The sequence below is a fragment of the Rhizobium sp. BK181 genome (assembly GCF_014193305.1).
Lineage (GTDB): Bacteria > Pseudomonadota > Alphaproteobacteria > Rhizobiales > Rhizobiaceae > Rhizobium.
On sequence record NZ_JACHZA010000004.1, the window covers coordinates 39,319 to 64,565 of the forward strand.

The 25,247-nt window shown below is 60.3% G+C and carries 27 protein-coding genes; 12 read left to right on the top strand and 15 right to left on the bottom strand.

Features of this window, described 5'->3' with window-relative positions; translation table 11 throughout:
• The first annotated feature begins 123 nt into the window (after window positions 1-123).
• Genes speB through FHT77_RS12645 form a run of 4 tightly spaced genes read left to right on the top strand, consistent with a single transcriptional unit; the run spans window position 124 to window position 3,378 of the window.
• The gene (speB, locus tag FHT77_RS12630; RefSeq protein ID WP_183755362.1) at window positions 124-1,182 is read left to right on the top strand and encodes an agmatinase; all 1,059 of its coding nucleotides are present in this window, start codon (window positions 124-126) and stop codon (window positions 1,180-1,182) included.
• Window positions 1,183-1,232: 50 nt separating this feature from the next.
• Entirely contained in the window at window positions 1,233-2,024 is a 792-nt protein-coding gene (locus FHT77_RS12635; RefSeq protein WP_016555211.1) for a transporter substrate-binding domain-containing protein, read from the top strand.
• A 35-nt stretch (window positions 2,025-2,059) separates the two neighbouring features.
• Window positions 2,060-2,728 (top strand): amino acid ABC transporter permease, encoded by a 669-nt coding sequence (locus FHT77_RS12640; RefSeq protein WP_183755363.1) that lies wholly within the window; start codon window positions 2,060-2,062, stop codon window positions 2,726-2,728.
• Window positions 2,725-3,378, top strand: coding sequence for an amino acid ABC transporter permease (locus FHT77_RS12645; RefSeq protein ID WP_183755364.1), 654 nt, complete (start codon window positions 2,725-2,727; stop codon window positions 3,376-3,378). Before FHT77_RS12640 ends, FHT77_RS12645 begins: the two co-directional genes overlap by 4 nt.
• Before the next feature lie 407 nt (window positions 3,379-3,785).
• Here the strand turns inward: FHT77_RS12645 and FHT77_RS12650 are convergent, their stop codons facing one another.
• Window positions 3,786-5,312: an FAD-dependent oxidoreductase gene (locus tag FHT77_RS12650; RefSeq protein WP_183755365.1), complete on the bottom strand. Its 1,527-nt coding sequence runs from the start codon at window positions 5,310-5,312 to the stop codon at window positions 3,786-3,788.
• A 304-nt stretch (window positions 5,313-5,616) separates the two neighbouring features.
• Window positions 5,617-6,771: an MFS transporter gene (locus tag FHT77_RS12655; protein WP_183755366.1), complete on the bottom strand. Its 1,155-nt coding sequence runs from the start codon at window positions 6,769-6,771 to the stop codon at window positions 5,617-5,619.
• A 287-nt stretch (window positions 6,772-7,058) separates the two neighbouring features.
• Here FHT77_RS12655 and FHT77_RS12660 point away from each other — a divergent pair, with 287 nt between their 5' ends.
• Complete coding sequence (locus FHT77_RS12660; RefSeq protein ID WP_183755367.1) at window positions 7,059-7,412, top strand: hypothetical protein; 354 nt, start codon at window positions 7,059-7,061, stop codon at window positions 7,410-7,412.
• A 57-nt stretch (window positions 7,413-7,469) separates the two neighbouring features.
• On the opposite strand, the gene FHT77_RS12665 is transcribed toward FHT77_RS12660, so the two are convergent.
• From FHT77_RS12665 to FHT77_RS12675, 3 genes are all read right to left on the bottom strand, one after another.
• On the bottom strand, window positions 7,470-7,949 hold the full coding sequence (locus FHT77_RS12665; RefSeq protein ID WP_183755368.1) for an SRPBCC family protein: 480 nt from the start codon (window positions 7,947-7,949) through the stop codon (window positions 7,470-7,472).
• Window positions 7,933-8,289 (bottom strand): helix-turn-helix transcriptional regulator, encoded by a 357-nt coding sequence (locus tag FHT77_RS12670; RefSeq protein ID WP_183755369.1) that lies wholly within the window; start codon window positions 8,287-8,289, stop codon window positions 7,933-7,935. Before FHT77_RS12670 ends, FHT77_RS12665 begins: the two co-directional genes overlap by 17 nt.
• A gap of 255 nt (window positions 8,290-8,544) precedes the next feature.
• A complete protein-coding gene (locus tag FHT77_RS12675; protein WP_183755370.1) occupies window positions 8,545-9,474 on the bottom strand; it encodes a DMT family transporter in 930 nt (309 codons plus the stop codon).
• 115 nt (window positions 9,475-9,589) lie between these two features.
• On the opposite strand from FHT77_RS12675, the gene FHT77_RS12680 reads away from it, so the two are divergent.
• Window positions 9,590-10,045: an Lrp/AsnC family transcriptional regulator gene (locus tag FHT77_RS12680; protein WP_016555203.1), complete on the top strand. Its 456-nt coding sequence runs from the start codon at window positions 9,590-9,592 to the stop codon at window positions 10,043-10,045.
• 249 nt (window positions 10,046-10,294) lie between these two features.
• Here the strand turns inward: FHT77_RS12680 and FHT77_RS12685 are convergent, their stop codons facing one another.
• On the bottom strand, window positions 10,295-11,008 hold the full coding sequence (locus FHT77_RS12685) for a GntR family transcriptional regulator (RefSeq protein WP_210280893.1): 714 nt from the start codon (window positions 11,006-11,008) through the stop codon (window positions 10,295-10,297).
• A gap of 268 nt (window positions 11,009-11,276) precedes the next feature.
• On the opposite strand from FHT77_RS12685, the gene FHT77_RS12690 reads away from it, so the two are divergent.
• The 6 genes from FHT77_RS12690 (at window position 11,277) to FHT77_RS12715 (ending at window position 16,992) form a co-directional block, all read left to right on the top strand.
• On the top strand, window positions 11,277-12,365 hold the full coding sequence (locus FHT77_RS12690) for an ABC transporter ATP-binding protein (RefSeq protein WP_183755371.1): 1,089 nt from the start codon (window positions 11,277-11,279) through the stop codon (window positions 12,363-12,365).
• Window positions 12,366-12,399: 34 nt separating this feature from the next.
• Window positions 12,400-13,707, top strand: coding sequence for a PotD/PotF family extracellular solute-binding protein (locus FHT77_RS12695; protein ID WP_183755372.1), 1,308 nt, complete (start codon window positions 12,400-12,402; stop codon window positions 13,705-13,707).
• A gap of 185 nt (window positions 13,708-13,892) precedes the next feature.
• Window positions 13,893-14,807 carry an ABC transporter permease gene (locus FHT77_RS12700; RefSeq protein ID WP_183755373.1) on the top strand — a complete coding sequence of 305 codons (915 nt, stop codon included), beginning with the start codon at window positions 13,893-13,895 and terminating at the stop codon, window positions 14,805-14,807.
• A gap of 1 nt (window position 14,808) precedes the next feature.
• Complete coding sequence (locus tag FHT77_RS12705; RefSeq protein WP_183755374.1) at window positions 14,809-15,630, top strand: ABC transporter permease; 822 nt, start codon at window positions 14,809-14,811, stop codon at window positions 15,628-15,630.
• A gap of 6 nt (window positions 15,631-15,636) precedes the next feature.
• A complete protein-coding gene (locus tag FHT77_RS12710) occupies window positions 15,637-16,377 on the top strand; it encodes an aspartate/glutamate racemase family protein (RefSeq protein WP_183755375.1) in 741 nt (246 codons plus the stop codon).
• A gap of 3 nt (window positions 16,378-16,380) precedes the next feature.
• Window positions 16,381-16,992, top strand: coding sequence for a flavin reductase family protein (locus FHT77_RS12715; RefSeq protein ID WP_183755376.1), 612 nt, complete (start codon window positions 16,381-16,383; stop codon window positions 16,990-16,992).
• A gap of 68 nt (window positions 16,993-17,060) precedes the next feature.
• On the opposite strand, the gene FHT77_RS12720 is transcribed toward FHT77_RS12715, so the two are convergent.
• The 9 genes from FHT77_RS12720 to FHT77_RS12760 are packed head-to-tail and all read right to left on the bottom strand — an operon-like array spanning window position 17,061 to window position 25,247.
• Window positions 17,061-18,053, bottom strand: a complete 993-nt coding sequence (locus FHT77_RS12720; RefSeq protein WP_183755377.1) for a dihydroxyacetone kinase subunit DhaK — start codon at window positions 18,051-18,053, stop codon at window positions 17,061-17,063.
• A gap of 55 nt (window positions 18,054-18,108) precedes the next feature.
• A complete protein-coding gene (locus FHT77_RS12725) occupies window positions 18,109-18,519 on the bottom strand; it encodes a hypothetical protein (protein ID WP_114713755.1) in 411 nt (136 codons plus the stop codon).
• Between the two features lie 2 nt (window positions 18,520-18,521).
• Entirely contained in the window at window positions 18,522-20,102 is a 1,581-nt protein-coding gene (locus FHT77_RS12730) for a putative PEP-binding protein (RefSeq protein WP_183755378.1), read from the bottom strand.
• Window positions 20,086-20,430, bottom strand: coding sequence for an HPr family phosphocarrier protein (locus tag FHT77_RS12735; RefSeq protein WP_114713753.1), 345 nt, complete (start codon window positions 20,428-20,430; stop codon window positions 20,086-20,088). The genes FHT77_RS12730 and FHT77_RS12735 overlap by 17 nt, the downstream gene beginning before the upstream one ends.
• Window positions 20,430-20,828 carry a dihydroxyacetone kinase phosphoryl donor subunit DhaM gene (gene dhaM, locus FHT77_RS12740; RefSeq protein WP_183755379.1) on the bottom strand — a complete coding sequence of 133 codons (399 nt, stop codon included), beginning with the start codon at window positions 20,826-20,828 and terminating at the stop codon, window positions 20,430-20,432. Before dhaM ends, FHT77_RS12735 begins: the two co-directional genes overlap by 1 nt.
• Complete coding sequence (gene dhaL, locus FHT77_RS12745; RefSeq protein ID WP_183755380.1) at window positions 20,825-21,439, bottom strand: dihydroxyacetone kinase subunit DhaL; 615 nt, start codon at window positions 21,437-21,439, stop codon at window positions 20,825-20,827. The genes dhaM and dhaL overlap by 4 nt, the downstream gene beginning before the upstream one ends.
• A gap of 28 nt (window positions 21,440-21,467) precedes the next feature.
• Window positions 21,468-23,108 (bottom strand): dihydroxyacetone kinase subunit DhaK, encoded by a 1,641-nt coding sequence (locus FHT77_RS12750; RefSeq protein ID WP_183755381.1) that lies wholly within the window; start codon window positions 23,106-23,108, stop codon window positions 21,468-21,470.
• A 44-nt stretch (window positions 23,109-23,152) separates the two neighbouring features.
• Window positions 23,153-24,157 carry an ABC transporter ATP-binding protein gene (locus FHT77_RS12755; protein WP_016555188.1) on the bottom strand — a complete coding sequence of 335 codons (1,005 nt, stop codon included), beginning with the start codon at window positions 24,155-24,157 and terminating at the stop codon, window positions 23,153-23,155.
• On the bottom strand, window positions 24,150-25,247 hold the full coding sequence (locus FHT77_RS12760) for an ABC transporter ATP-binding protein (RefSeq protein WP_183755382.1): 1,098 nt from the start codon (window positions 25,245-25,247) through the stop codon (window positions 24,150-24,152). The genes FHT77_RS12755 and FHT77_RS12760 overlap by 8 nt, the downstream gene beginning before the upstream one ends.

Sequence of the window (25,247 nt, forward strand, 5' to 3'; positions counted from 1 at the left end):
AAATGGCGGTCGAGGCTGCCAGGCTATCAGAAATCGTTATAGGCCCTCACGAAATATCAAGGTTGTAAAGGATTCTGGCTGGGCGAATGATGCCATCTCGGACCGAGAACCGGGGAACTTATCTTGACGATTGACCAGGACTTTCTGGAGGACCTTCGCCGTCGCTTCGGCAATGCCGCCGGCGGCGAAATGCACGATCCACACTTTCGCGAAGTTGCGGCAAGTGTCTTCAAAGATGGCGACAGCCGCAAGTGGCCGTTTGCAGATCCGGCGACCTTCCTTGGCGCGTCTTTTATCGAGGGTGGCATCAGATCGGATGTGCTTGCAGCACTGGATGTGGCCTTGATCGGCGTGCCGATGGACCTTGGTGTCACCAATCGCGCCGGGTCGCGGTTGGGTCCGAGAGCCGTTCGGGCGATCGAACGCGTCGGGCCCTACGAGCATGTTCTCGGGGTTGCGCCAATGGGCAAGCTCAAGGTCGCCGACGTCGGCGATGTTCCGATGAGAAGCCGCTTCGATCTCGCGGGATGCCATGCCGACATCGAAGCCAGCTACCGCATGATCGCCGATACTGGAGTGATCCCCCTGTCGGTTGGTGGAGATCATTCCATATCCGGTGCCATCCTCAAGGGGTTCGCGAGCCGCACCCCTGTTGGCATGATTCACATCGATGCCCATTGTGATACGGCTGGCCCATACGAGGGTTCCAAGTTCCACCACGGCGCTCCGTTCCGAGAGGCCGTCCTTGCCGGCGTCCTTGACCCTCGAAGAACGATCCAGATAGGCATTCGAGGCGGAGCCGAGTATCTCTGGGAGTTCTCCTTTGCTTCGGGCATGACGGTGATACACGCCGAGGAAGTCGCGGAGATGGGTATCAAGGCCGTGATCGCACGTGCCCTCGAGGTCGTCGGCTCCGGTCCAACTTACATTAGCTTTGACGTCGACAGCCTTGATCCGGCCTTTGCGCCGGGAACCGGGACACCAGAGGTTGGAGGATTGCTTCCGAGAGAAGTTCTCGCCATCTTGCGAGGCCTCCGAGGAGTAAATCTTGTTGGCGGCGACGTGGTGGAAGTGGCGCCGCAGTATGACGCGACCACCAACACGGCCCAGATTGCCGCGCAGGTCCTATTCGAATTGCTTTGCCTCGCCATGCTCAGCCCCGCCGTACGTAACGCCGCCTGAGAGGTTGGGATCGCCGTCACCATCCAGAACCAAGAAAAAGGGAACATAAAATGAATATCAGCAAACTAGGAAGAACCATCGCAACTGCCGCGGCATTCGCTCTGGTCGGACTGTCGGCCCATGCCGACGACCTCGCCGACATCAAGGCTGCTGGCCAAATCAGCGTAGGCATTTTCTCCGACTTCCCGCCATTTTCATCGGCCAGCGCGGACATGAGCCTCAAGGGATACGATGTCGATGTCGCTCAGAACATTGCCGACAGTCTTGGCGTGAAGCTCAACCTCGTAGGCGTCACCGGACAAAACCGAATTGCCTATCTGAACGATAAGCGCGTCGATATTCTGATGAGCGTCGGCTATTCCAAGGAGCGTGCAGAAGTCATTGATTTCGCTGCCGCTTACGCACCGTACTACATCGCGGTCATAGGGCCGGCAGCCGTCGCCATCAGCGGCAAGGACGACCTCGCCGACAAAACGATTGCCGTGAACCGCGGCACGCTCGAAGACACCTCCCTGACGGCAGCCGCCCCCGCGTCGGCAACAATCCAGCGCTTCGAAAACTACAATTCCGTTATCCAGGCCTTCATCTCGGGTCAAACGCAATTGATGGTGGTTGGAAACGATGTTGGAGCGCAGGTTCTGGCACGTCAGGACGCCTTGAAACCGGAACAAAAGTTCCAGCTCTTGACGTCGCCTTCTCACATTGCTCTTCGCAAGAGCGAGGATGGCCTGAAGAACGCCGTCAATGACGTGGTTGCCAAGATGATCGCGGAGGGGAAACTCGACGCTAGTTCGAAGGCCTGGCTGAAGACGCCACTCAACCCTGAAAATCTCAAGGATTGATCGTATGACTGCTCCCCGCCGTGAAAGGAGTGGCGATGACCTATAGCCTTGGCTTCGATTGGCTTTGGGGCGGCGCGGGAGCGCTTGCATATGGCGCGGGCATGACGCTTTTGCTGATTGCCTGCACCACCGTCTTCGGGACGGTACTCAGTGTTTTCGGCGCTGCGGCGCGAAGAAGCCGGTTCGGCTGGTTGCGCCGGGCTGTTGGCATCTACGTTGAAGTCATCCGTAACACGCCGTTCCTGGTCCAGTTGTTCTTCATTTTCTTTGGCCTCCCAAGCCTCGGAATCCGTCTCAATCCGGTGGCCGCGGCAATACTCGCCATGACCCTCAACATGGCGGCCTACACGACCGAGGTGGTGGGCGCTGGGCTTGATGCTATCCCCAAGGGGCAAGGCGAGGCCGCACGGGCGCTTGGACTGAAGCCCAGGCACGTATTTTTCAAAGTCGTCTTGCCCCAGGCGCTCAAGATTATCTTTCCGGCCCTGACAAGTCAGATTGTCATCATGATGCTGGAATCGGCTGTGGTCTCACAGATTTCCGTTCGCGAACTGGCGCAAGAGGCCGATCTATTGCAAGCCCGCACCTTTCGTTCATTCGAGACCTATCTTGTCGTGACGATGATCTATCTTGCCATGTCAGCAAGCCTCAGGCGTTTGCTGATTGCTGGTGGTCGCCGGTTCCTTGGAGCGGGGATATCATGATCGAGTTCACGTTCTGGGATATTTTGCGCAATCTTGTCTTCGCGACGCGTTGGACGCTTCTTCTGTCGATTGCTGCGTTTGTTGGCGGGGCGAGCGTCGGCATGGCAATCCTCTTTGCTCGTATATCGAAGGCCTCTTGGCCACGGCGCCTGGCGTCGGGTTACATCGCGCTGTTCCAGGGGACGCCGCTCCTCATGCAGCTTTTCCTGATGTTTTTTGGCTTGCCCATGTTGGGATTCCGCATCGAGCCCTGGACGGCTGCTGTATGTGGGCTGACATTTTATGCAAGCGCGTATCTCGCCGAGATCTGGCGGAGCGGCGTCGAGGCGCTCCCGCGCGGTCAATGGGACGCTGGCGCAAGTCTCGGTCTGCACCGCCTGCAAGAGCTTCGGCTCATTATCCTCCCACAGGCTTTCAGGATAACCCGCGCACCGACCGTCGGGTTTCTCGTGCAGCTCATCAAGAGCACGGCCTTGACGTCCATTCTTGGCTTTGAGGAACTGATGAGGACCGCAAACGCGATCAACAACGCGACGTTCGAACCTTTCAAGGTTTACGGGCTAGTCGCTGTCATCTTCTTTGTGCTTTGCTACCCACTTACCGAGTATGCGCGAAAGCTTGAACGGGAAGCCGCGGTTTGTTCAAGCTAGCCAGCAAATGACGGGGCGGCTCTCCTCCGCCATGCTGAGCTAGTGCTGCGATTACTGTTACGCCTTCCAACCCAAGCGCCGGCGGAACCGGCGGCTTGGTGGAATCGGAACTAACGATCTCGTGGGAACTTGGAAGCGCTGCATGCCCTGTATCAAAGCGCCAGAAGTGGGCCCTTTCTTAGCTCTCGCTCGACAAGACACGGGCTGCCCTGACCGACGCCGAACCCTGAAATGCACGCGTCGTGGTGGTATGCTGTTTTGGGTACCCATCCTGTCGCTTATGGACGCTTATAACCAGCGTTCGAGCAGACGCTTCCAGTCGCTGGGGATTCCACTCCTGGGCCAGTCTGGATGTTTTGCCGGTCGCTTGGGCAAAACGCGTGCATACTGCATGATCCCGTCACGTTCTAGGCCGTGCCGCGCTCCATCGCCAGTTCTGCTCGGAGGCTTTCGACATCGCGGAAGATCGTGGCAACTGCCTGGACCTGCCCACCACGCTTGTAGCGCACGAGGCAGTCCCTAGCGGCAATGTCGCCCTCCACCTCGATTTTGTCCCATCCCTCGGCATGGCCGACATAGTTGATCGGAATGTCGTAATGCTGACTCCAGAAGAACGGTACATCCGTGAATTTCTTCCGGTGTCCGAGCATGTTGAGCGCCGCGGTAGCTCCCTGCCGTTGCGCCACCACCCAGTGCTCCACCCTGTTTTCGCCGCTGTGGGTGTCAGGCCACCGCGCGATGTCGCCGGCTGCATATATGCCGGAGACGCTCGTTTCGAGATAGGAACTGACCAGGACGCCTCGATCAGTGGCGAGACCGGCTGTTTCGGCAAGATCGACCCGCGGCCGCACACCGATGCCGGCAACGACGATGTCGGCGCCCAGGGTGCTGCCGCTGCTCAGCAGGACCTCGCTCGCACTAATACTCGCCGCCCGATCTCCCAGGTGGAAGACGACGCCATTTTCCTCATGCAGAGCGCGAATGAAGTCGCCCATCTGTGGTCCCAGCACTCGTTCCATGGGCCGTTCACCGGGCGCCACCACATGCACTTCGAGGCCCCGGGTTCGAAGAGCGGCGGCAACCTCGAGACCGATGAAACTGGCGCCGAGTACCACAGCGCGTCGCGCGGCGCCGGCTTGTGCGATGATCCTGCGGCTGTCGGCCAGCGAACGCAACGTATGGACATGAGGCATGTCGGCGCCGGGGATGGTCAGTCGCACCGGTTCGGCACCGGTCGCGAGCAGCAATTTGTCGAATGCTACCCGTGCTCCGTTGGCGAGCGCGACCTCGCTGGCACCGATATCGATACTGGTGACCTTGGTGCCGAGGCGTAGATCGATGCCATTCTTGGCATAGAAGTTTTCGTTGCGCAGCGGAATCCAGTCTTCGGGAGCCTTGCCTGCGAGATAGTCCTTTGAGAGGTTGGGGCGGTCGACGGGCGCTGCCTCATCGTCGCTGACCATGACAATGTCGCCCTGATATTGCTCCCGCCGCAGCCTCTCCGCTGCGGCAAAACCGGCCGCCCCACCGCCGACGATTGCGATTCGCTCTGGTGGAGCACCTGTCTTGCCTTCGCGCGCGGTGGGGGACTGCTTCTTGCGCTTCTCGCCGACGAAGATCCTTTCGTCGCGCCGCTCGACCGACCAACAAGCGAGTGGCGATAGGGCCGGCGCCCTCAGCGCCTCTCCGGTGAGAAGGTCAAAGCAGGCGTGATGCCAAGGACAGCGAACGGTATCGTCGACGACGAGACCGTCTACCAGTGGTCCGCCATAGTGGGAGCAACTGGCAGAAACCGCAAATATCTCTGCTCCGCGGCGCACCAATAGCACCGGTTCGCCGTCGCAATGACCGACCAGCTTGCCTCCGTCTGCCAGTTCGGCGAGTGCAATACCGAGGGCCAGATCGGGTCCCTTGAGCTTTGAATGGTCGGCCATTTTCTCCTCCCTGGAGGACGCTCCCGTCATCATGCCGTTGCCACACTTGGTTGCTCAGCAGACAACCCCAGTCAATTTCCCGCCATTCCGCCTCTTAGGCAAATGAATTCGGCTCGGCTCGTGGAAATCTAGCGGGCGAATAGGGGATAATAGGGTCGCAATTTGGGAGGAGCGATGCGTCCAGGACGTCGGTTCGTTGCCGGCACCCCCTGCAACGAAGAGAAGAGGTCACTACGAACCTCAAAGTCCGACCTTCATTCGTGTCGCCGTCATCGGAAAAGCAGGGTGCGATTGGCAGCCAACCCTATGCGACGGCCAACGGGCGCCGGGCGGAGAGGGCGCGAACGCATATCAGTGCGCCCAGGATCACGGGCAAACATACCAAGTATGCTGTCCGTATACCAAAATGCTCTGCTACAAAACCGAGGAGTGGCGGAGCGAGGAAAAACACGACAAACGACATTTGACCGAGCGCTGCGACATTCAGATGAGAGGCTCGGTCCGACCGCTGGGCCGCCGCGGAAACCGCAAGCGGATAAACCACGCTGCAGCCGCCGCCCATGAGGGCAAACCCGAAAAGGGCGATCAATTGATGCGGCGCAAGCCAAACTGCGCTCAGACCGGCTGCCGACACCAACAGCAGAGTGAATGCTACCGCCCGCGAGCCAAAGCGATCGACGAACGGATCTGCGAAAATCCTCGTCATAGCCATGAAGAAGGTGAAAAGCGTGAGACCCAGACCGCCCACAAAGGGCTCAGACTGGAATACGTCGCGCATATAGATTGCAGACCAATCGATGCCTGCACCCTCAACCAGGAAAGCAGCGATACCGATCACACACAGAGGAAGAAGCGCAATGGTCGGTAGCGCGATGCGCCCCGTGTCGGAATGCTCCTGCGTGGGTCTGGCTGGAGCATTGCGCATGCCTGCGATTGCCAGAGTGCCAACGACCAAGACGAAGCCAAACGTCAAAGCCAGATGGAGCTGCATTGACACTCCAGCCTGACGGACCGCGGCGGATATCAGCGCGGTGACGAAGAAGCCGAGGCTCCAGAAACCGTGCGCCCGGTTCATGACGCCGCGCCCCAGTTGCGCCTCGATCCGATCGATCTCGACGTTGAGATTGATTTCGAGCGCCCCCGCCAGAAGTCCTTCGCAAAGAAGAATACCGAATACCAGGGGAGCGGCGCTCATCCATGGCACGAGGGCAAGGCAAGCGGAGGTACCCAAGACGGTCAGGAAGGCGGTCGTTCGAGCTCCGAGGCGGGCGACGATCGGTGACGAGAACGTCAAAGAAATCAGGGCGCCAATGGCGGCTCCGATCAGAGTCAGGCCAAGCTCGGACTTATCGATCTGCAGCGCATCTTGAATGTCCGGAAGGCGCGAAAGCATGGCGCCCATGGAGACGGCGAACAGAAAGAAACAGACGTAAATCCGCTGTTGCGGTCCGATATGCACGGGAGCTCCGGGGTGAACTTGATGGAGCCCTCTTCTACGTGAATCGCGACTCACTAACAACATGCCCCCAACTGATAAGCCGTGTAGGCCATCAATTGATCGCTGACTTCGGAGGGGGCGGCCGGTCTCAGGATCGGGTAGGGTTTGGATCGCCCTTTGGTCCGCAGGGACCCAACCCGGGGCCATCATTGCCTTCTGCCCGTGATGCAAACCGGCGATTCCCACGGTGCCTGCTGCCTCCATATCGCGTAAGATCGTCCGGCAAACCTTTCTCTTCGGAGGGCGTCATGAGGAAGCTGGTTATTGTCCTGGGCATTGCGGTCTCGACGATCCCGACCGCCGTGCTGGCTGCAGCGCAACAGACGAGGCAAGAACACCGGAGAATGAACTGGAGCGAAAATCTCCCTACATATGTGCGGACTTATCACGGGAAGCGACTCTCAGTCGTAAGCTACCGCACGGCGCATGAAACAGGTGCGCATCCATCGCCGGGTGACGCGCAGCATGTGAACGCGATCCGAAGCGCAGCACGCCAGAACAAATGGCTTGTTGATCAACTTAGGGCCAAGAAGCTAACGCCCAATGACATCGAATGGGTGATGAGAGCGCGAAACGGCAACATGATCTTCTACGTAGAATGAGCCCACAACAAACCCAATTGACGGAAGGTGTACAGACGGCGCTGATTGGCCAAATACTCAGCCGTCCAACCAAGCTGCGAGGCCATCCAGCGTCTGTAGCCCGTACTCAACCGCGCCGAAGCCGATGACGACCTGACGTCGCTGGCGGGTGGGGTGGAGCTGGCGCATGGTGAGCACCGTCTTCCCGTCGGCCTGCTCATCGAAGGTCACCGTGGCGCGGAAACGGTCGGGGTCGTTGGGATCAGGCGTGCCATAGTCCATCACGATCCGCTCGTTCGGCACGATCTCCAGAAAGCGCATGAGGTTCGGGAAACGCTGTTCTTTGCCCTCGAACAGGCCAACCATGTCGAACCGCCAGAGTCCGCCCTCGCGTATGTCGGCCTCGTAGCTCTCGATCTTCAGGCCGGCCGGACCGTACCATTCGGCTAGCGCCCCGGGGTCCATCCACGCCACAAAAACCTTGTCGCGTCGATGGTTCAGAACTTTCACCAGTACGATCTCTCGATCAAGCGACCATGTATCAAACGGGTTTGCCATTGCCTTCACCATCCTCTTTCGTGTTGTCCAAATAGAGTTCCAGCCGATCCAGCCGGTCGGTCCAGCGCCGGCGCTCGGCCTCCATCCAATCCGCCGCCTCGTCGAACCGCGCCTGTACCAACCGGCACCAGCGGCTGCGCCCGCGCTTCTCGCTGGCAATCAGTCCGCAATCTTCCAAAACCTTGAGATGCTGGACGAACGAAGGCAGGGCCATGTCGAACGGCTCGGCCAGGAGGCTCACCGGTACCTCGCCCTCAGACAGTCGCGAAACCACCGCGCGGCGGGTCGGGTCGCTTAAGGCGTGAAAGGCGAGATCCAGGGGTGCGGAATGATAAGGCATGTGCCTTACTATAACGAGCAGGACCGCCTGTCAATAATATTAAGGCGTTTACCTAAGTGTTGAGGGGCTCGGGCGGCATGACGTGAAACCTCAAGTCGCCAAGGGCGCAGCGCGCGCCATTACCTCGATTGGCATTGACCGGGAGGTGCGCATTAAACGACGGCGGTTCACGGAGCGCCTACAGCCCTGAACTTGCTGACACGTCGCTTCGAGGCGTGGGGCGCGCCTATTCCATTGAGTCAAAGCGCCGAGCCGTCATTCTGGCACTCGCTCGCCTGTACGATTCGCCAAGATTACGCCGAATGTCATGAGGACGACGGCGATGGCGGTCGCGACGGCGAGCGACTCTCCCAATAGGGGTATAGCTAAAAGGGACGTCAGCGCCGGAGACAGGGACCCGATCGTGGCGCTTCGTGACGCGCCGAGCCGCGAGATCGCGAACGCGTAGCCCAAGGTCGAGATCAGCCCCGTCCCGATACCCTGGACGAGTACGTAAGGCAGCGCCTCGCCGAGGCTGAAGTGGCCGAAATTGCTTCCGACCAGCCCGACGAGCATCATAGGTACGATAGCCACCAGGGAACCGATCGAAAGTAGGAGGCCGTTTGAGATCGCGTCCAACCCGGTATGCCGCAGCCCGATCGTGTATCCGGCCCAGATGAGGCTCGCGAGCAGAAGCAGTCCGACGCCCCGCAGTGTCTCCGCGGTGACAGCGTGGCGTTGTCCAGCGATCATGAGTACGACGCCACCCAGGATAAGTCCGATCGGAAGGGCTTGTCTTGTAGAGAGTCTCCGACCCATGAACACGCGCGAGATCAGGGCCATTGCGAGCGGGGTCGTACCGGGGATCAATGCGCCAACATAGGCCGCTGAGGTCAGCTTGGCTCCCGCAGACGCGATGAAATAGAAAGGCACGCCACCTGCCAGCACCAACAGGACGGCCTTGCGGTCGACTTGCCGCAGCAGATGCAGGCGGCCGAACAGCAAGGGCAGGAGCGCCACCGCAGGCACGGCGAAGCGGATCAGGGCGACATCCGCAGTAGCGAGCGGTGACTTGCCCATGGCTCGCATGGTGAGCGCGAACCCAGCCCAGATGAGGACGACGAGCGCCAACACAACATAACCTGCAGCGGCAGTCTCATTCCACTTGATCGTCGGTCTGGGGAAAGTCGCAGTAATGTCGGCCATGAGAAACCTCGATTTCAAATTTATTGACATGATATGCTTCTTCCTCAGGCAGTTTCTTGCTATGTTGATGCCATCAGGAACGATATTTGGCAGATTCTGCCAATAAGGGAGGGCCATGGACGAGAAGGACCGACAGATCATCTCTACGCTGCAGCGGGACGGCCGCCTATCGAACCAAGAGCTTTCCGAGAAAGTGGCGCTTTCGCCGTCTCCATGTCTTCGCCGTCTCAGGCTCCTGGAAGAGAACGGTGTCATCAAGGGGTACACCGCTATCGTGGATGAGGAGGCGTACGGGCTTCCAATCACCGCGTTCGTCCGCATCAGGCTCGAGCGCCACTCGGAGGCGGCGATCGCGGCCTTCGAGCGGAAGGTCCGCTCCATCGACAATATACAGGACTGCTACGTCATGACGGGGGAGGCCGACTATCTCCTGCGTGTCCTCGTTCAAAGTCTGAAAGACTATGAGCAGTTCGTCAGGCAACAGCTTCACAACATCGAAGGGATCGCGGGGATCGACACAAGCTTCGCCTATGCAACCGTCAAGAAGACGACGGTGTTCCCGCGTATCTGATGGAGGGGTCGGACTATCTGTGCCGCCTCCAGCTAAAGAGGTTCCGATTATCGTCCGCTCTCGGCAGGTCATAAGCGGACCATGACTTTGCGCCGCCGGTAGTCTCTTTTTCTGCTGCCTGTCGAGCTGTCGAGCATTTGTCTCGGCGATCCCGATGCGGGTCGGGCATCCGATGATGCCCTTCCGCTCATGGCAGACTTGGAAACCAGCAGTGCCCGGTCAACGCTTTCGACTCTGGTCAATCTGACCTCACCCCTCGAAGGCTTCCTTGAGACCGACGCTCTTGCGTTCGCGAAGATCAAGATCGGCTTCGATATGCGCAATGTGGTGCAGCATCAGCCTACATGCCTCGTCGAGATCGTTCCTCTCGATCGCGGCGACGATATCGCCATGCTCGGAATGACCGCAACTCGATATGGTCGATTGACCATAAAGGGCGATCACCAGCGACGAGCGGGCCACGAGTTCATCCATAAAACGTTGCATGATCGCATTGCCGGATATGGCGGCAAGCGTCAGGTGAAAATCGCCCGATGCCTTGATCTCGGCACGTCGTGCCATCTGGCCGCGCTCGCTCATCAGGCGGCCTTCCGCGATGAGCAATTGCTTCAGATGCTGGATTTGCGAAGGCGTGATTCTGGCTGCAGCCTCCCGCAAGATCCCGGGCTCGACCAGGCGGCGGGCAGCGAAAATCTGGCGAGCCTCATCGGGCGAGGGGTAGGCGACGAACGCGCCACGGTTCTTTTCGACGCTGACCAGGCCCTCATAGGAAAGAGCCTGCAGGGCGGCGCGCGCAAGCGTACGGCTGACGTTGAACAGGTTGCCGACATCGCTTTCCGATAGCTTTGTTCCCGGCGACAGCCGCCGCTCGACGATCGCATCGCGGATCGCGTCGCGGATCTGTTGTGCGCCCGTATCGGTTGAATCCTCTGTAGTATGCGCGGCGGTTGCGGTGGGCTTCATGAACACAAATACCTTTTGACCGGGAAATGATATCTGCGTTTCCCGTAAAAGTTAAACGGAATTTGCGCTCAAAGGGATGGCTAAATTGTATACGATCGTTTGCACGAAGTGCGAACGATAGCCTATTTTCTGTGCAGGTGATGCTGGTGCCGCAATTTTGATGTGTGGCCCATCCGCAAAGCGAAGTGTTTGATTTTTCGACGCTTGATGCACTGCAATAGGAACTGGCACGGCGGATGCATTGTCCTTCTCGAACAGGGGAAGACCAATGTCGAAGGCCGCAGAGATCGATATCGTATCAGTTTCCAAGGTGTATGGCGCCACCACGGCGGTCCATTCCATCAGCCTGAAGATACCGGCCGGTTCCTATTGCTGCTTTCTCGGCCCCTCCGGCTGCGGCAAGACCTCAACGCTGCGCATGATCGCCGGGCACGAAAGCATTTCGTCCGGTGATATCAGGCTTGGCAATACAGTCGTCACCGACTTTCCGCCGGCCAAGCGCGGTACGGCAATGATGTTCCAGTCCTATGCGCTCTTCCCGCATCTCGACCTCATCGACAACGTTGCTTTCAGCCTGAAGATGAAGGGTGTCGAGAAGGACGAGCGTCGCGCCAAGGCGCTCGAGTTGCTGAAGCTGATGCAGATGGACGCCTATGCGACGCGGCGGCCGGCGCAGTTGTCGGGCGGTCAGCAGCAGCGTGTGGCATTGGCGCGCGCGCTGATCACCGATCCGGAAGCGCTGCTGCTCGACGAGCCGCTGTCAGCGCTCGATCCGTTCCTGAAGATCCGTATGCGTGCCGAGCTGAAAAAGCTGCAAAAGAGCCTCGGCATCACCTTCGTTCATGTGACGCACAGCCAGGAAGAGGCGATGGCGCTCGCCGATATCATCGTCATCATGAACGACGGCAAGATCGAGCAGGCGGCAACACCGCGCAAGGTCTTCGAGGAGCCGGCCACCGCCTTCGTCGCTCGCTTCATGGGGGATCACAATGTTCTCTCCGGCCGCGTCGTTTCCTCCAAGGACGGTGTTACGACGCTCGAGGTTCCGGAAGGCCAGACCTTCTCGGTGCGCGGCAACGGCAAGCACGCCGGCGAGAGTGTCGACATCGGTATCCGCACAGATCGGGTGCGGCTCGATACCGCTTCCGACAAGACGCTCGGTTTCAACGGCGTCGTCTCCAACATCGAATATCGCGGCGCCTCGGTGAAGCTCACCGTGGCCGGCGCGGGCAGCGATGACTTCACCGTCATTGCGTCCGATGGCGATTATTTCGCCAACCCCGCATCGGTCGGCGATGCGGTGTCCCTGAGTTGGGCCCTTGAGGACGCCGTCCTCCTGGGTCGCGTTTCGGGATGAATCTTCATTACCACAAAAACCAGAGGGAACTGACATGACTGATACAACGAAAACCACCAAGAAGGGTCTGATGGACAAGGGCGTGTCGCGCCGTAGCCTGCTGAAGACGGGTGCTGCCGCCGCCGGCGCGATCGCCGGTTCGGGCCTTATCACCGGCTTCCCGACCATCTGGGCGCAGTCCAACATCACGCTTCGCCAGTTCGGCACCGGTGTTTCCAACATCAACGCCATTGCCGAGCAGTGCAAGAAGGACCTCGGCATCACGCTCGAGATGACGGCGACCGATTCCGACGCCGCCGCCCAGCGCGCCGTGACGCAGCCTGACTCTTACGACATCGCCGACATCGAATACTGGATCCTGAAGAAGGTCTATCCGACCGGCGTCATCCAGCCGATGGATGTGAAGAAGCTGAAGTATTACGACAAGGTCGTTCCGCTGTTCAAGAACGGCAAGCTCAAGCCGGATAGCGTTATTGCGCAGGGCACGGCGCCGCACACGGTCGGTTACGTCGAAAAAGCCGACGCCAAGACCTTCGCCAAGGGCGAGACCGAACTCTTCACTATGATGCCGACGATCTATAATGCCGACACGCTCGGCATCCGCCCCGATCTCGTCGGTCGCGAGATCACAACTTGGGCCGACATCATGGACCCGAAGTTCAAGGGCAAGACCTCGATCCTCAACATCCCCTCCATCGGCATCATGGACGCGGCGATGATCATGGAAGCGCTCGGCAACATCAAGTACGCCGACAAGGGCAACATGACCAAGGAAGAGATCGACAAGACGATCGACTTCCTGATCAAGGCCAAGCAGGACGGCCAGTTCCGCGCCTTCTGGAAGTCGTTCGACGAGTCGGTCAACCTGATGGCCTCGGGCGAAGTCATCATCCAGTCCATGTGGTCGCCGGCTGTCGCCGCCGTCCGCTCCAAGGGCATCGCCTGCAAATACCAGCCGCTCAAGGAAGGCTATCGCTCGTGGGGCGGCGGTCTCGGCCTCGCTTCGCACCTCAAGGGTGCCGAGCTCGATGCGGCCTACGAGTACATCAACTGGTACACATCCGGCTGGGTCGGCGGCTATCTCAACCGCCAGGGCTACTACTCTGCCTGCATGGACACCGCCAAGGGCTTCATGACGGCTGACGAGTGGGGCTACTGGATCGAAGGCAAGGCAGCCCAGGGCGATATTCTGTCGCCGGAAGGCAAGGTCATGGAGAAGGCTGGCGCCGTTCGCGACGGTGGTTCGTTTGAAGAGCGCATGGGCCATGTGGCGTGCTGGAACTCCGTCATGGACGAAGACCGCTACATGGTTCGTCGTTGGAACGAGTTCATCGCGGCTTAAGGCGGCCATCATCCGCCACAGCGGGTGCCGCTTTCCCCTCCCCAACCCTCCCCACAAGGGGGAGGGAGCACGGGAGGCGCGACCTGAAAACTCCCTCCCCCTTGTGGGGAGGGTTGGGGAGGGGTCTTCATGGACGCCTCCTCTCAATCCGCCGGCATGAAGGCGTTTCTCCGAGAGGATAGGACATGGCGACGATCGCTTCAGCAGAGACAAACGAGACGACTGACCGGGTCCGCAGTGCCGGCTTTCGGCTTGCGCCGTGGGCCGCCTCCTATCTCCAGGCGACGCCGCTCATCCTGATCCTCGGTTTCTTCTTCATCCTGCCGATCGCGATGATCGCGGTGGTGAGCTTCTGGGATTACGACTTCGCCGGTCTCTATCCCGATTTCCTGACGATGAACTACACCGAGACGCTCGGCTCGTGGGTGACGTGGAAGACCTATCTGAACACGCTGAAATTCACGGTCATCGTCTGGACGTTGACCGTGTTCATCGGTTTCTGGGTCGCCTATTTCCTTGCCTTCCACATCCGCCGTACATCGACGCAGATGATCCTGTTTCTCGTCTGCACCGTGCCATTCATGACGTCGAACATCATCCGCATGATCTCGTGGATCCCGGTGCTTGGCCGCAACGGTCTGGTCAATTCGGCGCTGATCGAGATGGGGATCATTCCGCAGCCGATCGAGTGGCTGCTCTATTCCGATTTTGCCGTGGTGCTTGCCATGGTGCACCTCTACACGCTGTTCATGGTAACGCCGATCTTCAACACGCTGATGCGGATCGACCGCTCGCTGTTCGAGGCGGCGCGCGATGCCGGCGCCAGCGGCTGGCAGATCCTCTGGAATGTCATCCTGCCGCTCGCCAAGCCTGGCATCGCCATCGGTTCGATCTTCGTCGTCACCCTCGTCATGGCGGATTTCTCGACCGTGCAGGTCATGTCCGGCGGCCAAAGCGCATCAGTCGCGCTGATGATGAAAAACCAGATGTCGCTGCTGCAGTATCCAGCCGCCGCCGCCAATGCCGTTGTGCTTCTGATCGTCGTGCTGATGATGGTGGCTGCCATCCTGCGCGTCGTCGATATCCGCAAGGAGCTTTGAGATGAACCACGAGAGGCGCACCTTCGAATTCTACGTGCTCGCAGCCTTCTTCCTTGTCTTCGTGCTGTTCCTCTACGGACCGCTTTCGGCGATCCTGATCCTGTCCTTTCAGGGGCTGGATGGCGGCCTCACCTTTCCGCTGAACGGCATTTCCGTTCACTGGTTCTACAATCTGTTCGAGAAACAGGCGGTGGGCGATTTCGGCGCCTCGTTCCGTCGGTCGTTTACGCTCGGCCTGATGGTGATGGTTGTCACGGTCGTCGTATCGCTGCTCGCGGGCCTTGCCTTCCGCCGCCGGTTCCGTGGCGCGACTTTTCTGTTTTACGCGACTGTCGCCAGCCTCGTGGTGCCGTCGATCATCATCTCGCTCGGAATCGGCGTGGTGTTCCAGCAGGGCGGGCTGAAGCCTGCCTGGTATTCGTCGGCCTTCGGCGCGCATCTGACATGGACGTTGCCGTTCGGCGTGCTCATCATGTTCGCCGTGTTCAACCGTTTCTCGCCCGCCTACGAGGAAGCTGCCCGCGATCTTGGCGCGAGTTCTTGGCAGACCTTCCGCCACGTCGTGCTGCCGATGATTGCGCCGAGCCTGATCGGTGTCGGGCTGTTCGGCTTCACGCTCTCTTACGACGAATTCGCCCGGACGCTGATGACATCAGGCAGCTACAACACGCTGCCGCTCGAAATCTACGGTATGACCACCAACGTCACGACGCCGGTGCTATACGCGCTCGGCACGGTAACGACGCTGTTTTCCTTCACTATCATCCTCGTCGCGCTCGGCATCATGCTCATGCTGCGTCGGCGTCAGGCAAAGGTAAGCTGACCCCCAATGCGCATTCTTCTGGTCAATCCCAATACGACTGAAACCATGACCGAGAAGGCAGCCCTTGCTGCCCGCGCGGTCATGGCGTCTGGCACCGTCATCATTGCCGCCACCTCACGAATGGGGCCGGTATCGATCGAAGGGCATTATGACGGGGCGCTCGCAATCCCGGGACTTCTCAGCGAACTCAAGGAGCGGACTGGCGAATACGATGCCGCGATCATCGCCTGCTTCGACGATACGGGACTTGACGCAGCGCGCAGCTTTGCCGACGTGCCGGTCCTTGGACTCTGTGAATCTGCGGTCGCCACCGCAGGCTTCCTGGCGCAGCGATTTACCGTCGTGACGACGCTGGAGCGTTCGCGTGTCTTGATTGACAATCTTGTACGACGCTACGGCATGGGCGGACGCGCCAGGGTGCGCGCCTCCGATATTCCGGTTCTTCAGCTCGAAGATCCCACCTCGGGCGCTATCGGCAAGCTCCGGGCCGAGATCGAGCGTGCTCTTGCTGAGGATGGCGCCGAAGCGATCGTGCTTGGCTGCGCTGGGATGACTGATCTGGCGCGCGAGCTGCAGGATATCTACGGCGTGCCCGTGGTCGATGGGGTTGCCGCAGCGGTGAAGCAGGCCGAGGCGCTGGTTTCGCTCGGATTGTCGACGAGCAAGCGCGGTTCTTACGCATCGCCTCTGGCAAAACCCTTTACCGGCGCTATGAGCGCTTTCGCGCCGATGCGAGCAGCAGGCTGACCGATGACAATATCCTTCGATTTCGAAGCGCTCTCGGAGCGTGAGCGTTACAAGCTTATGATTGGCACGATCATTCCGCGACCGATCGCGCTGGTGACTACGGTCGACGAACATGGCCGTATCAATGCTGCGCCGTTTAGCTTCTTCAATTGCCTCTCCGCCGATCCGCCCATCCTGGCGCTCGGCGTCGAGAACAATCCAGACATGTCTTTCAAGGACACGGGCCATAACATCCGCATGACGGAAGTCTTCACGGTCAACATTGTGTCGTTTTCCATTGCCGAAGCGATGCATGTCTGCGGGTCAAAATATCCGCGTGGTGTCGACGAGCTCAAGGAGGCGGGACTGACGGCGGTGGCGGGTCAGAAAGTCGCTTCGCCATGGATCGCGGAAGCACCCGCAGCATTCGAGTGCAGGCGTCATGTCACGCTTGAGCTCGGGAAATCCCGTCAGATCATCATGGGCGAGATCGTCTATGCTCATTATCGCGACGGTGTCGTCGATCCTGAGGGCCTGCGCGTCGATCCGAGGCAAGTCGATGCCATCGCGCGCCTTGGCGGCGATACCTGCTCGACGATCCGTGACCGTTTCGAGATGCTGACGCCGAAATTATAAGAGTTTCCAAACTTTAGGTCCGACGAGTTGCAGGCCGCTGCGCTAAGGTCGCCACGACAGACCCATCCCTAGCAGCCCCAGCGCAATGCAGCCGTCGCGACAGGCGAATCCCATAGAGCGAACTCTTCGTCACGAAGCAGAGCGAGCGAGATGGAAAGGCCCTGCATGTCAAGTGAGCTTGCGTAAGTACCAACCAGTGAGCGCGCGATCTGCAGGCCATGACCCTGCATGAAGCGATGCGCGACGTTGTAAGCGAGATAAAGTTCCGCTGGCGGCGTGCCGCCAAGGCCGTTCACGAAAAGCAATGCCTTGTCAGAAACCCGAGCGACTTCGTTGAAAACCACCTCGCTTAGATGCCTCACGATGGTGTCCGCGTTGGAGAAGGGCTCTCTTGAACGGCCCGGCTCTCCATGAATGCCAACACCCATTTCTATTTCTTCGGGGCCGAGTGAAAAGGTCGATCGCCGCGTGTGCGGCACCGTGACACCGGTCAGTGCGACACCCATCGATCTGACGCGGGACGCGAGGCCGGCAGCAAGGGTTTTCAATTCAGCGAGTGCCATGCCGTTTTCCGCGGCGGCGCCGAGAAGCCTTTCCATGATTACCGTACCGGCAATGCCTCGTCGACCGCGGCCGTCGTTCGTGCTTGCCGTTTCGATGTCGTCGCTTACGATCACCATCTCAATTCTGTGGCGGCTCGATGCCATCTCTGCCGCCATTTCGAAATTCATGAGGTCGCCGTCATAATTTTTTACCACCAGCAGGCAGCCGGCACCGGTGTCCACGTCCTCTATCGCGCTGAGGATTTGGCCTGGAGTAGGGGACGTGAAAATATGCCCGACGCATGCTGCATCCAGCATGCCGCGACCGACGAAGCCGACATGCATCGGCTCGTGGCCCGCTCCACCCCCGGAGATGACTGCTACCTTACCGGGAACGAGGTGGCGACGACGGACAAATTGACGGTCTGCGCCGAATACAACGAACTCCTCATGGGCGCGCACGAAGCCTTCGACGCTTTCGGCGACCATTGTGTCCGCTGCATTCATGAATTTCTTCATCAAACCCCTCCCAAGGCGATGATCATCTAGAGCTCGTTACGCGCGAACCGTCCGTTCAATCAGGCGGCCCCGAAATCTCGGCGATCTTTTGGACCAGGTCCGTGATTGCCTCTTCCAGAAGCCGGTTGCGGCGTTCATCGCCGAAGTCAGGCACCATTATCGAAAGATGCCGCAGTTTTTCCGTAGCGCCAAACTCCGGCAGCTTGCCGGGATGGGCGACCTGATAGGCGTCCAGAAAGCGGTCCTGTTCGGCGGGGCTAAAATGGCACACCCTGAAGATGGTCGCGAGGTGACGCGCCGGAAGAGGCGTCGCATAAGTGGGGCTGGTTATCTGGGTGACGAAGCTGCGATGCTTGCCGAGTTCCGTTGCCAGCCTCTGACGTGTTCCTGACGGTCGGTTGTCGATAATCTGCGCCAGAATGTCCTTGTAGGCGATAATGGCGTCTTCGGTGTCTTCGCGCGCCATCCCTAGTCCCCGGCTGCCTTTGTCCCATCGGCGTTCAGGCCGACGAGTGCCGATCTTATCGCGCCAAGTCGAGCTGGCGCCACCGAAAAATGGCGTATGCCTGCCGCGAGGAGACCGGGCGTGCGCAGCGGGTCGCCGGCCATGTCGCCGCAAATGCTGACCGGTCGGCCGCCGGCGAGCTTCACCGCCTGGGTCAGCAGGCGCAGCACGGCCGGTACGGCTCGCTCTCGCTCCAGGCTGAAGCCGGCCTCGTCACGTGCGGAGGCCACGAGGTATTGCGTCAGGTCGTTCGTGCCGAACGAAAAGAAGTCAGCGCCATCAAAGTCGTCGAGCATGAGCGCGGCTGCCGGTACCTCCACCATCATGCCGATCGGCGGAGTGCGGTGCGGCACGCCGCGGCGGCGAAGTTCGCCGGCTTCTTCGCGACAGATTTGCCGCATATCATCAACTTCGGAAGGGAATGTCACCATTGGCAACATGATACGCAGGTTGCCAAAGACTGCTGCTCGAAGGAGCGCACGCGCCTGAACCCGCGCAATCTGCGGCCGGGCAAGAAGCAGACGGATACCGCGCAGCGCGGAGGTCTCGGTAATGCCCGGAAGCGGCTTGTCGCCCCCGACATCCAACATGCGGATTGTTACAGGACGTCCATCTGCCCATTCCAGGAGGTGTCGGTAGATTGCAAACTGCTTTTCTTCGTTTGCTGCATCACCGAGCGACATCACCGCGAATTCAGACCGCATCAACCCTATGCCCGCGGTCACCTCGGCGGGAACCGCGTCCACTTCTGTCGGAGCGTTGACATTGACGGACAGGAGTACTTGCGTTCCGTCCGACGTGTACACAATTCCGTTGTCGAGTGGCAGAGCAGTGCTTTTTGACGGATCGCCGTGTCCCGCCGAGGTCGCGCTCGACTTGGCTGCTTGAAGAATGACAACACCAGTGTCACCATCAACTTCGATATGTTGCCCCCCTGCCGGTACGAAGCGGCCGGCGCCGATCACCATCGGTATCGACCGTGATCTGGCAAGCAGGGCGACATGACCGACCGCGCTGCCTGCGTAAAGAGCAATACCGCCGCCGGTCGACCAGTCGTGGGCAAGGAAACGGCTGGGTTCCATATCCTTTCCGACATAGATCGATCCGGATGGAAAGTCGTCGACAGTCGTTCCCGTGAGCACCGACAAGACGCGGTTCTTGATATCGAGGATGTCAACGGCGCGCGCCCGCAATTGGTCTTCTTCCGAGCACTCCAGTTCCCGGATGTATCCATCGAGTGTTCCGACCCAGGCGAATGCCGCGTTTTCGCCAGCCTCGATGCGCGCACCAGTCGCCTCGGTCAGCGTCGGATCGCGAAGCACCTCAATCTGAAACTCGACGATATCGCCGCCCTCCGGGTCCGTCCCGGTGGCCAGTTCCTGCAATTCGAGAATAGCTTTCTCGATCGCACTTGCGAGTTCGACCTGGCCGGATAAGCTTGACGGGATTGACGCGGCGGGTTCGACCGGTTCGGCGACGAAGGCCGGGCCGCTCGCACTACCTGGCGAGGCGCTGGTGGCTTTCAGTCTAAGCGGTTCGGCCATGCTTCTTTTCCTCGTCGAAATTGCGCTCGATGAGGTCCTTCAATGCCCGGATGGCTTCTTCCGCAAGAATGCCGTTTGCGCGGATCTTGAGCACCGAACCCTTGCGGATCTTGGCACCCATGATCTTGATGATGCTCTTGCCGTTCAACCAGACGTCGTTGCCGTTGACCGCGACTTCGATCGAGCACGGAAACGACTTTGCCAGCCGCGTGAACGTCACTGAGGGTCGAGCATGCAGTCCAACGCCATGCTTCACCTCGACTTCGGTCTGGCAACTGGCATGGATCTGCCCGGCCTCGTGGGCCCCAATACGAAAACCGCCGTTCATCAGGGTGATAGCTCCTCTGCCGTCGCGACCACCTTGGCCAACGACGCCCCACCGGAGGCCTCGGCAGCGGCAATAACGGCTCCTTCGACAACAGGGGCGTTGCAGATCGAAACCTTTTGGGAGCGGGAAGAGCCGAGCATCTCGATCGCCATTTCGCTGTTGGTCTCGGCACCCCCCAGGTCGACGAAGACGGCGACGCCAGCTTCAGACCATGCCTCGTCAATTGCCTTGAGAATTCCCCCAGCATCGGTGCCAAGCTCGCCTCGACTGTTGCCGCCCGACCAGGCAAGCGGCACGCTGTCACCCACCATCTGCCGCACCATGTCGGCGGTGCCTTTCGCGACCAGCGGCGAGTGGGAGACGATCACGATCCCGACGTTTGGGGTCTTTGCATTCATTCCGGGCGGTGCTCCTCAAGATAGCGGCAGATCGCGGTTGTCAGAAGGGCGCAACTCGAAGCGCCGGGATCGACATGTCCGATCGAACGGTCTCCAAGGTAGGCCGCGCGGCCGCGCATGGCCTTCATGGCGCCGGTCAGTCGGGCGGAAAGCTCTGCGCGGCGCACGATATCCGTCAGGGGGGAATGTTGTGCGAGTGCATCCTGCACGGGATACAGGACGTCGAGCAGCGTCTTGTCGCCAGCGTTCGAGCGCCCACGGCGGGCCACGGCATCGATGGCCTGCTTCAGGGCAACCGAAAAATCTTGTTCCCTATCCGATTTGCGAAGCTCGCGCCCCATCTCCATCAGCAGTGTCCCGTAGAGTGGGCCGGCGGCGCCGCCGATGCTCATCACCAGGGTTAGGCCGATCCGTTCCAGCGCCTCGGGCAAGGGAAGGCCTGAGACCGTCGCTTCCTCGGCGCTGACCGCCTCGCAGCCGCGCTGCATATTGGTCCCATGATCGCCGTCACCGATCGCGCGATCGAGTGCGCAGAGGTGATCGCTATTTGCCGTGATCGCCGCCCGGCAAGCCTCAATCAATCCCGCGAGAAGAACCGGTTCTGCCTGCACCTGATAGCCTCCCAACCGCAGCACCAGCTCATGTCAGCCGTGCCGCGACCTCGAATACACCTGCCACCGCGACGGCTCCCGGATCCGGCACTCCCTCCAGATCCTTTTCGCCGATATAAGACGCGCGTCCGGCCCTTGCTGTCCGCATCGCTTTTGTCGACTCGGCGCCAGCCGCCGCCGCGTTTGCCGCAGCCGCTACGCCACCCGATCTCAAGGCCGCGAGCGCCGGCGCCAGCGCATCGACCATCGTGCGGTCGCCGACGGCGGCACCGCCATAGAACGTCATCCGATCAAGTCCGGCAAGCAGGGCAGCGGCAAGATCCGCCTTTTCCGCCATGGCTTTCGATGCGGCGGTAAAGAAGATCGAGAGCAGTACGCCGCTCGAGCCACCCATGCTCGTACCCAGAACCTCGCCGATTGCGGCCATAGTGGCGGCGGGGTCATTCAGCGGTAGCGCGTCGATCCGGGAAAGGATGCTGCGCGCACCCGTTGCCATGGTGGAGCCGGTGTCGCCATCGCCGACCCGGCTGTCCAGGTGGTTCAATTCGCGTTCGAGGGAAATCAGATGCTCGCAAACTGCGGCAAGGAGCCGGCGGTTCCCGCCATGGTAGCTGACCGAAGTGACCTCGGCGAGGGTGGAGGTGCTTGCTGGTGCAGGAATGATTGTGATCTCGTGCCGTTCGACGACGGGTGCCCATGCGTGCGGTTCGACCGCAGCCTTCAGTGCGGCCTCGCGGGTGGCATCCAGACGGATCAGCGAAAGCGAAAAGCCGTTCATGTTGAGCGCGGTCATCATCGGAGCCGGCCCGACGATCAGCCGGACGCGGCGGGCAAGAGAAGAGGACAACACTGCGTTGGCAATGACGCCCATTTCAAGGGGCGGTACCGCGCCGAGGTTGTTGATCAGCAGCCCATAGTCGCCCGCGCCATCAATCCTTGCAGCCAGCCGCTCGCTCATGGTTGCCATGAGATCTGCAACCGGCTGCAACGCGATGCGCTCGACGCCGGGCTCCCCGTGGATCCCAAGGCCGAGCTCTCCCTCGTCGGCCCCCATCCGATCCTCATGCGCTTGGCCCGGTACACTGCAGGTCGAAAGTGACATGCCGAGAGATATTATGTCGCGCGCTGCCGCAGCTGCCTGTGTAGCGACTGTCTTCAGGTCAGCTCCGGATTCGGCGTGGTAGCCGGCGATCTTATGCACGAACAGTGTGCCGGCAACGCCGCGGGGCTGGTTGATGCCGGGGATCGCGATGTCGTCGGCAACGATCACCATCTCAACGGCGAACCCCTCAGCACGCGCCTTTTCGGCAGCCAGGCCGAAGTTCAGGCGGTCGCCGGTATAGTTTTTGACAATGAGTAACGCACCCTTGGGCCCGGCGACGGCGCGGATTGCGGTCAGCACCGCATCGACGCTGGGCGAAGCAAAAATCTCGCCGGATACCGCGGCCGTCAGCATTCCCTTGCCGACGAAGCCGGCATGCGAAGGCTCATGTCCCGCGCCGCCGCCGGAGATGATCGCGACCTTCGATCGGTCCCAGTCGGCGCGGAGGATCACCTTGATCTCAGGGAAGGTGTCCAGACGAGCAAGGCGCCCCGGGCTGCTTGTCAGAAGCAGGCCATCGAGGGCTTCGGTTACGATCGTTTCCCGGCGATTGAAGAAGTGTTTCATGGAGAGACCCGTCTGTTCATGCGAGTGTTTTGTTTCGTTCGGTGTCACAGCCGCTGGCCGCTGGCGTCGAAATAAAGCGGATCGCGCAACGTGAGACTGATTCGATCACCTGGCCGAATTGCAAGATATGGATCGGCAAGTGTGACGAGCTTGTGGTCGCGCACCCGGATGTGCAGGTGGTTCTGGTCTCCCAGGTGCTCGATCCAGTCGATTTCCGCATTGGCATTCTTGTCGACGATGATTTCAAGATGTTCGGTTCGCGCCCCGACCGTCCTGGTCCCGGGTGGTGGATTGGCGCCGGGAAGGAGATCGGCGGGCAGCAGGTTGATGTGCGGTTGGCCGAGACGGGCAGCGACATGAAGGCTGGCGGGATTGCCGTAGATTTCGCGCGGCGTTCCGACCTGCAGCAGTCGGCCTCCCGCGACGATGCCGATGCGGTCTGCCATCGTCATCGCCTCGACCTGGTCATGGGTCACATAGAGCAGTGTCGAGCCGAGCTCCTTCTGGATGCGCTTCAGTTCCAGGCGCAGTTCCGCCCGCAGCTTCGCATCGAGCGAGGAGAGCGGTTCGTCCATCAGGTAGATGGCGGGCCGCCGCACCAGCGCCCGGCCGATCGCAACGCGCTGCATTTCGCCGCCCGAAAGGCGCGTCGAACGGTTCTCCAGCTTATGGTCGATCCTCACCATCCGGGCAATCTCCCGGACGCGGCGGTCGATCTCCTCGGCCCCGAGTTTGCGTACCGGCGCTCGCAGCGGAAAGGCGAGGTTGTCATAAACCGTCATGTGCGGGTAGAGCGAGTATTGCTGGAAGACGAACGCAACATCCCTTTCAGCGGGTGCCTCGCCGGCAACGCTGCGACCGCCGATTTCGATCCGGCCGCTGTCGGGGCGCTCCAGGCCGGCAATAAGGCGCAGCGTCGTCGTTTTGCCGGCGCCCGTCGGCCCAAGCAGGACGACGAACTCGCCGTCACGGATCGACAGGTCCAGATCAGCGAGTGCCTGTGTGTCGCCGAAACGCTTGTTGAGACCCTTGAGCGCGACGTCAGCCATGACGTTCCTCCGAATACAGCGCCGAGGCAATGGCGCGGCCCGACTTGCAATCGAACAGCGCCAACTTGGCCGGGTTGAACTCAAGGCCAACCGTCTCGCCGATATGGAAATTGCGGTTTGCCGGTACGCGCGCCTTGATGACCCCGCTCGAGGTCTCGACCGCCACCACCTGATTGGTCCCGAGATATTCGCTGCCATAGACGGCGCCACGCAACGGAGAGGCGTCGCTGAAGCGGATATGCTCCGGCCTGACGCCGAGCGCCAATTCGGCTTCCGCCAGATCTTGATGCACCTCGGGAATACTGACGTTGACGCCATGCAGCGAGATCGATTGTGCGCCTGTCTGAAGGCCTGAGGTGAAGCGCATGAAATTCATCGGCGGCGAGCCGATGAAATCGGCGACATACATGGTCGCTGGTTTGCTGTAGATTTCCTGCGGCGTGCCGAATTGCTCGATGACGCCGTGGTTCATCACGGCGATCTTGTCGGCCATCGCCATCGCCTCATGCTGGTCATGCGTCACGTAGACCGTCGTCGCGTGGATGCGGTTGTGGAGTTCGCGCAGTTCATGGACCATGACCTCGCGGAACTCGGCGTCGAGCGTCCCGAGCGGCTCGTCCATCAGGAAGCACTTCGGGCGGCGCACGATTGCTCGTCCGAGCGCTACGCGCTGGCGGTCGCCGCCGGCAAGCCCGGAGACGGATCGGTCGAGGATATGATCGATCTGCAGAAGCCGCGCGGTTTCCTCGACACGCTGACGGATCTCGGCCTTCGGCATGCCTTGCGACAGCAGCGGGAAGCCGATGTTCTTGCGCACATTCATATGCGGATAGAGCGCAAAAAGCTGGAAGACAAAGGCAATGTCGCGGGCACTAGCGCGGTTGAAGGTGACGTCCTCGCCGTCCAGATAAATCTTTCCGCTGGTCGGCAGTTCAAGGCCGGCGATCATGCGCAGTGTCGTCGTCTTGCCGCAGCCCGACGGTCCGAGCAGTGCCAGGAATTCGCCGTCATGGATGACGAAGCTCGAATCCTGCACAGCGACGAAGCTGCCGAACTGCTTGCGGAGGTTTTCGATCCTGATGTCGGCCAT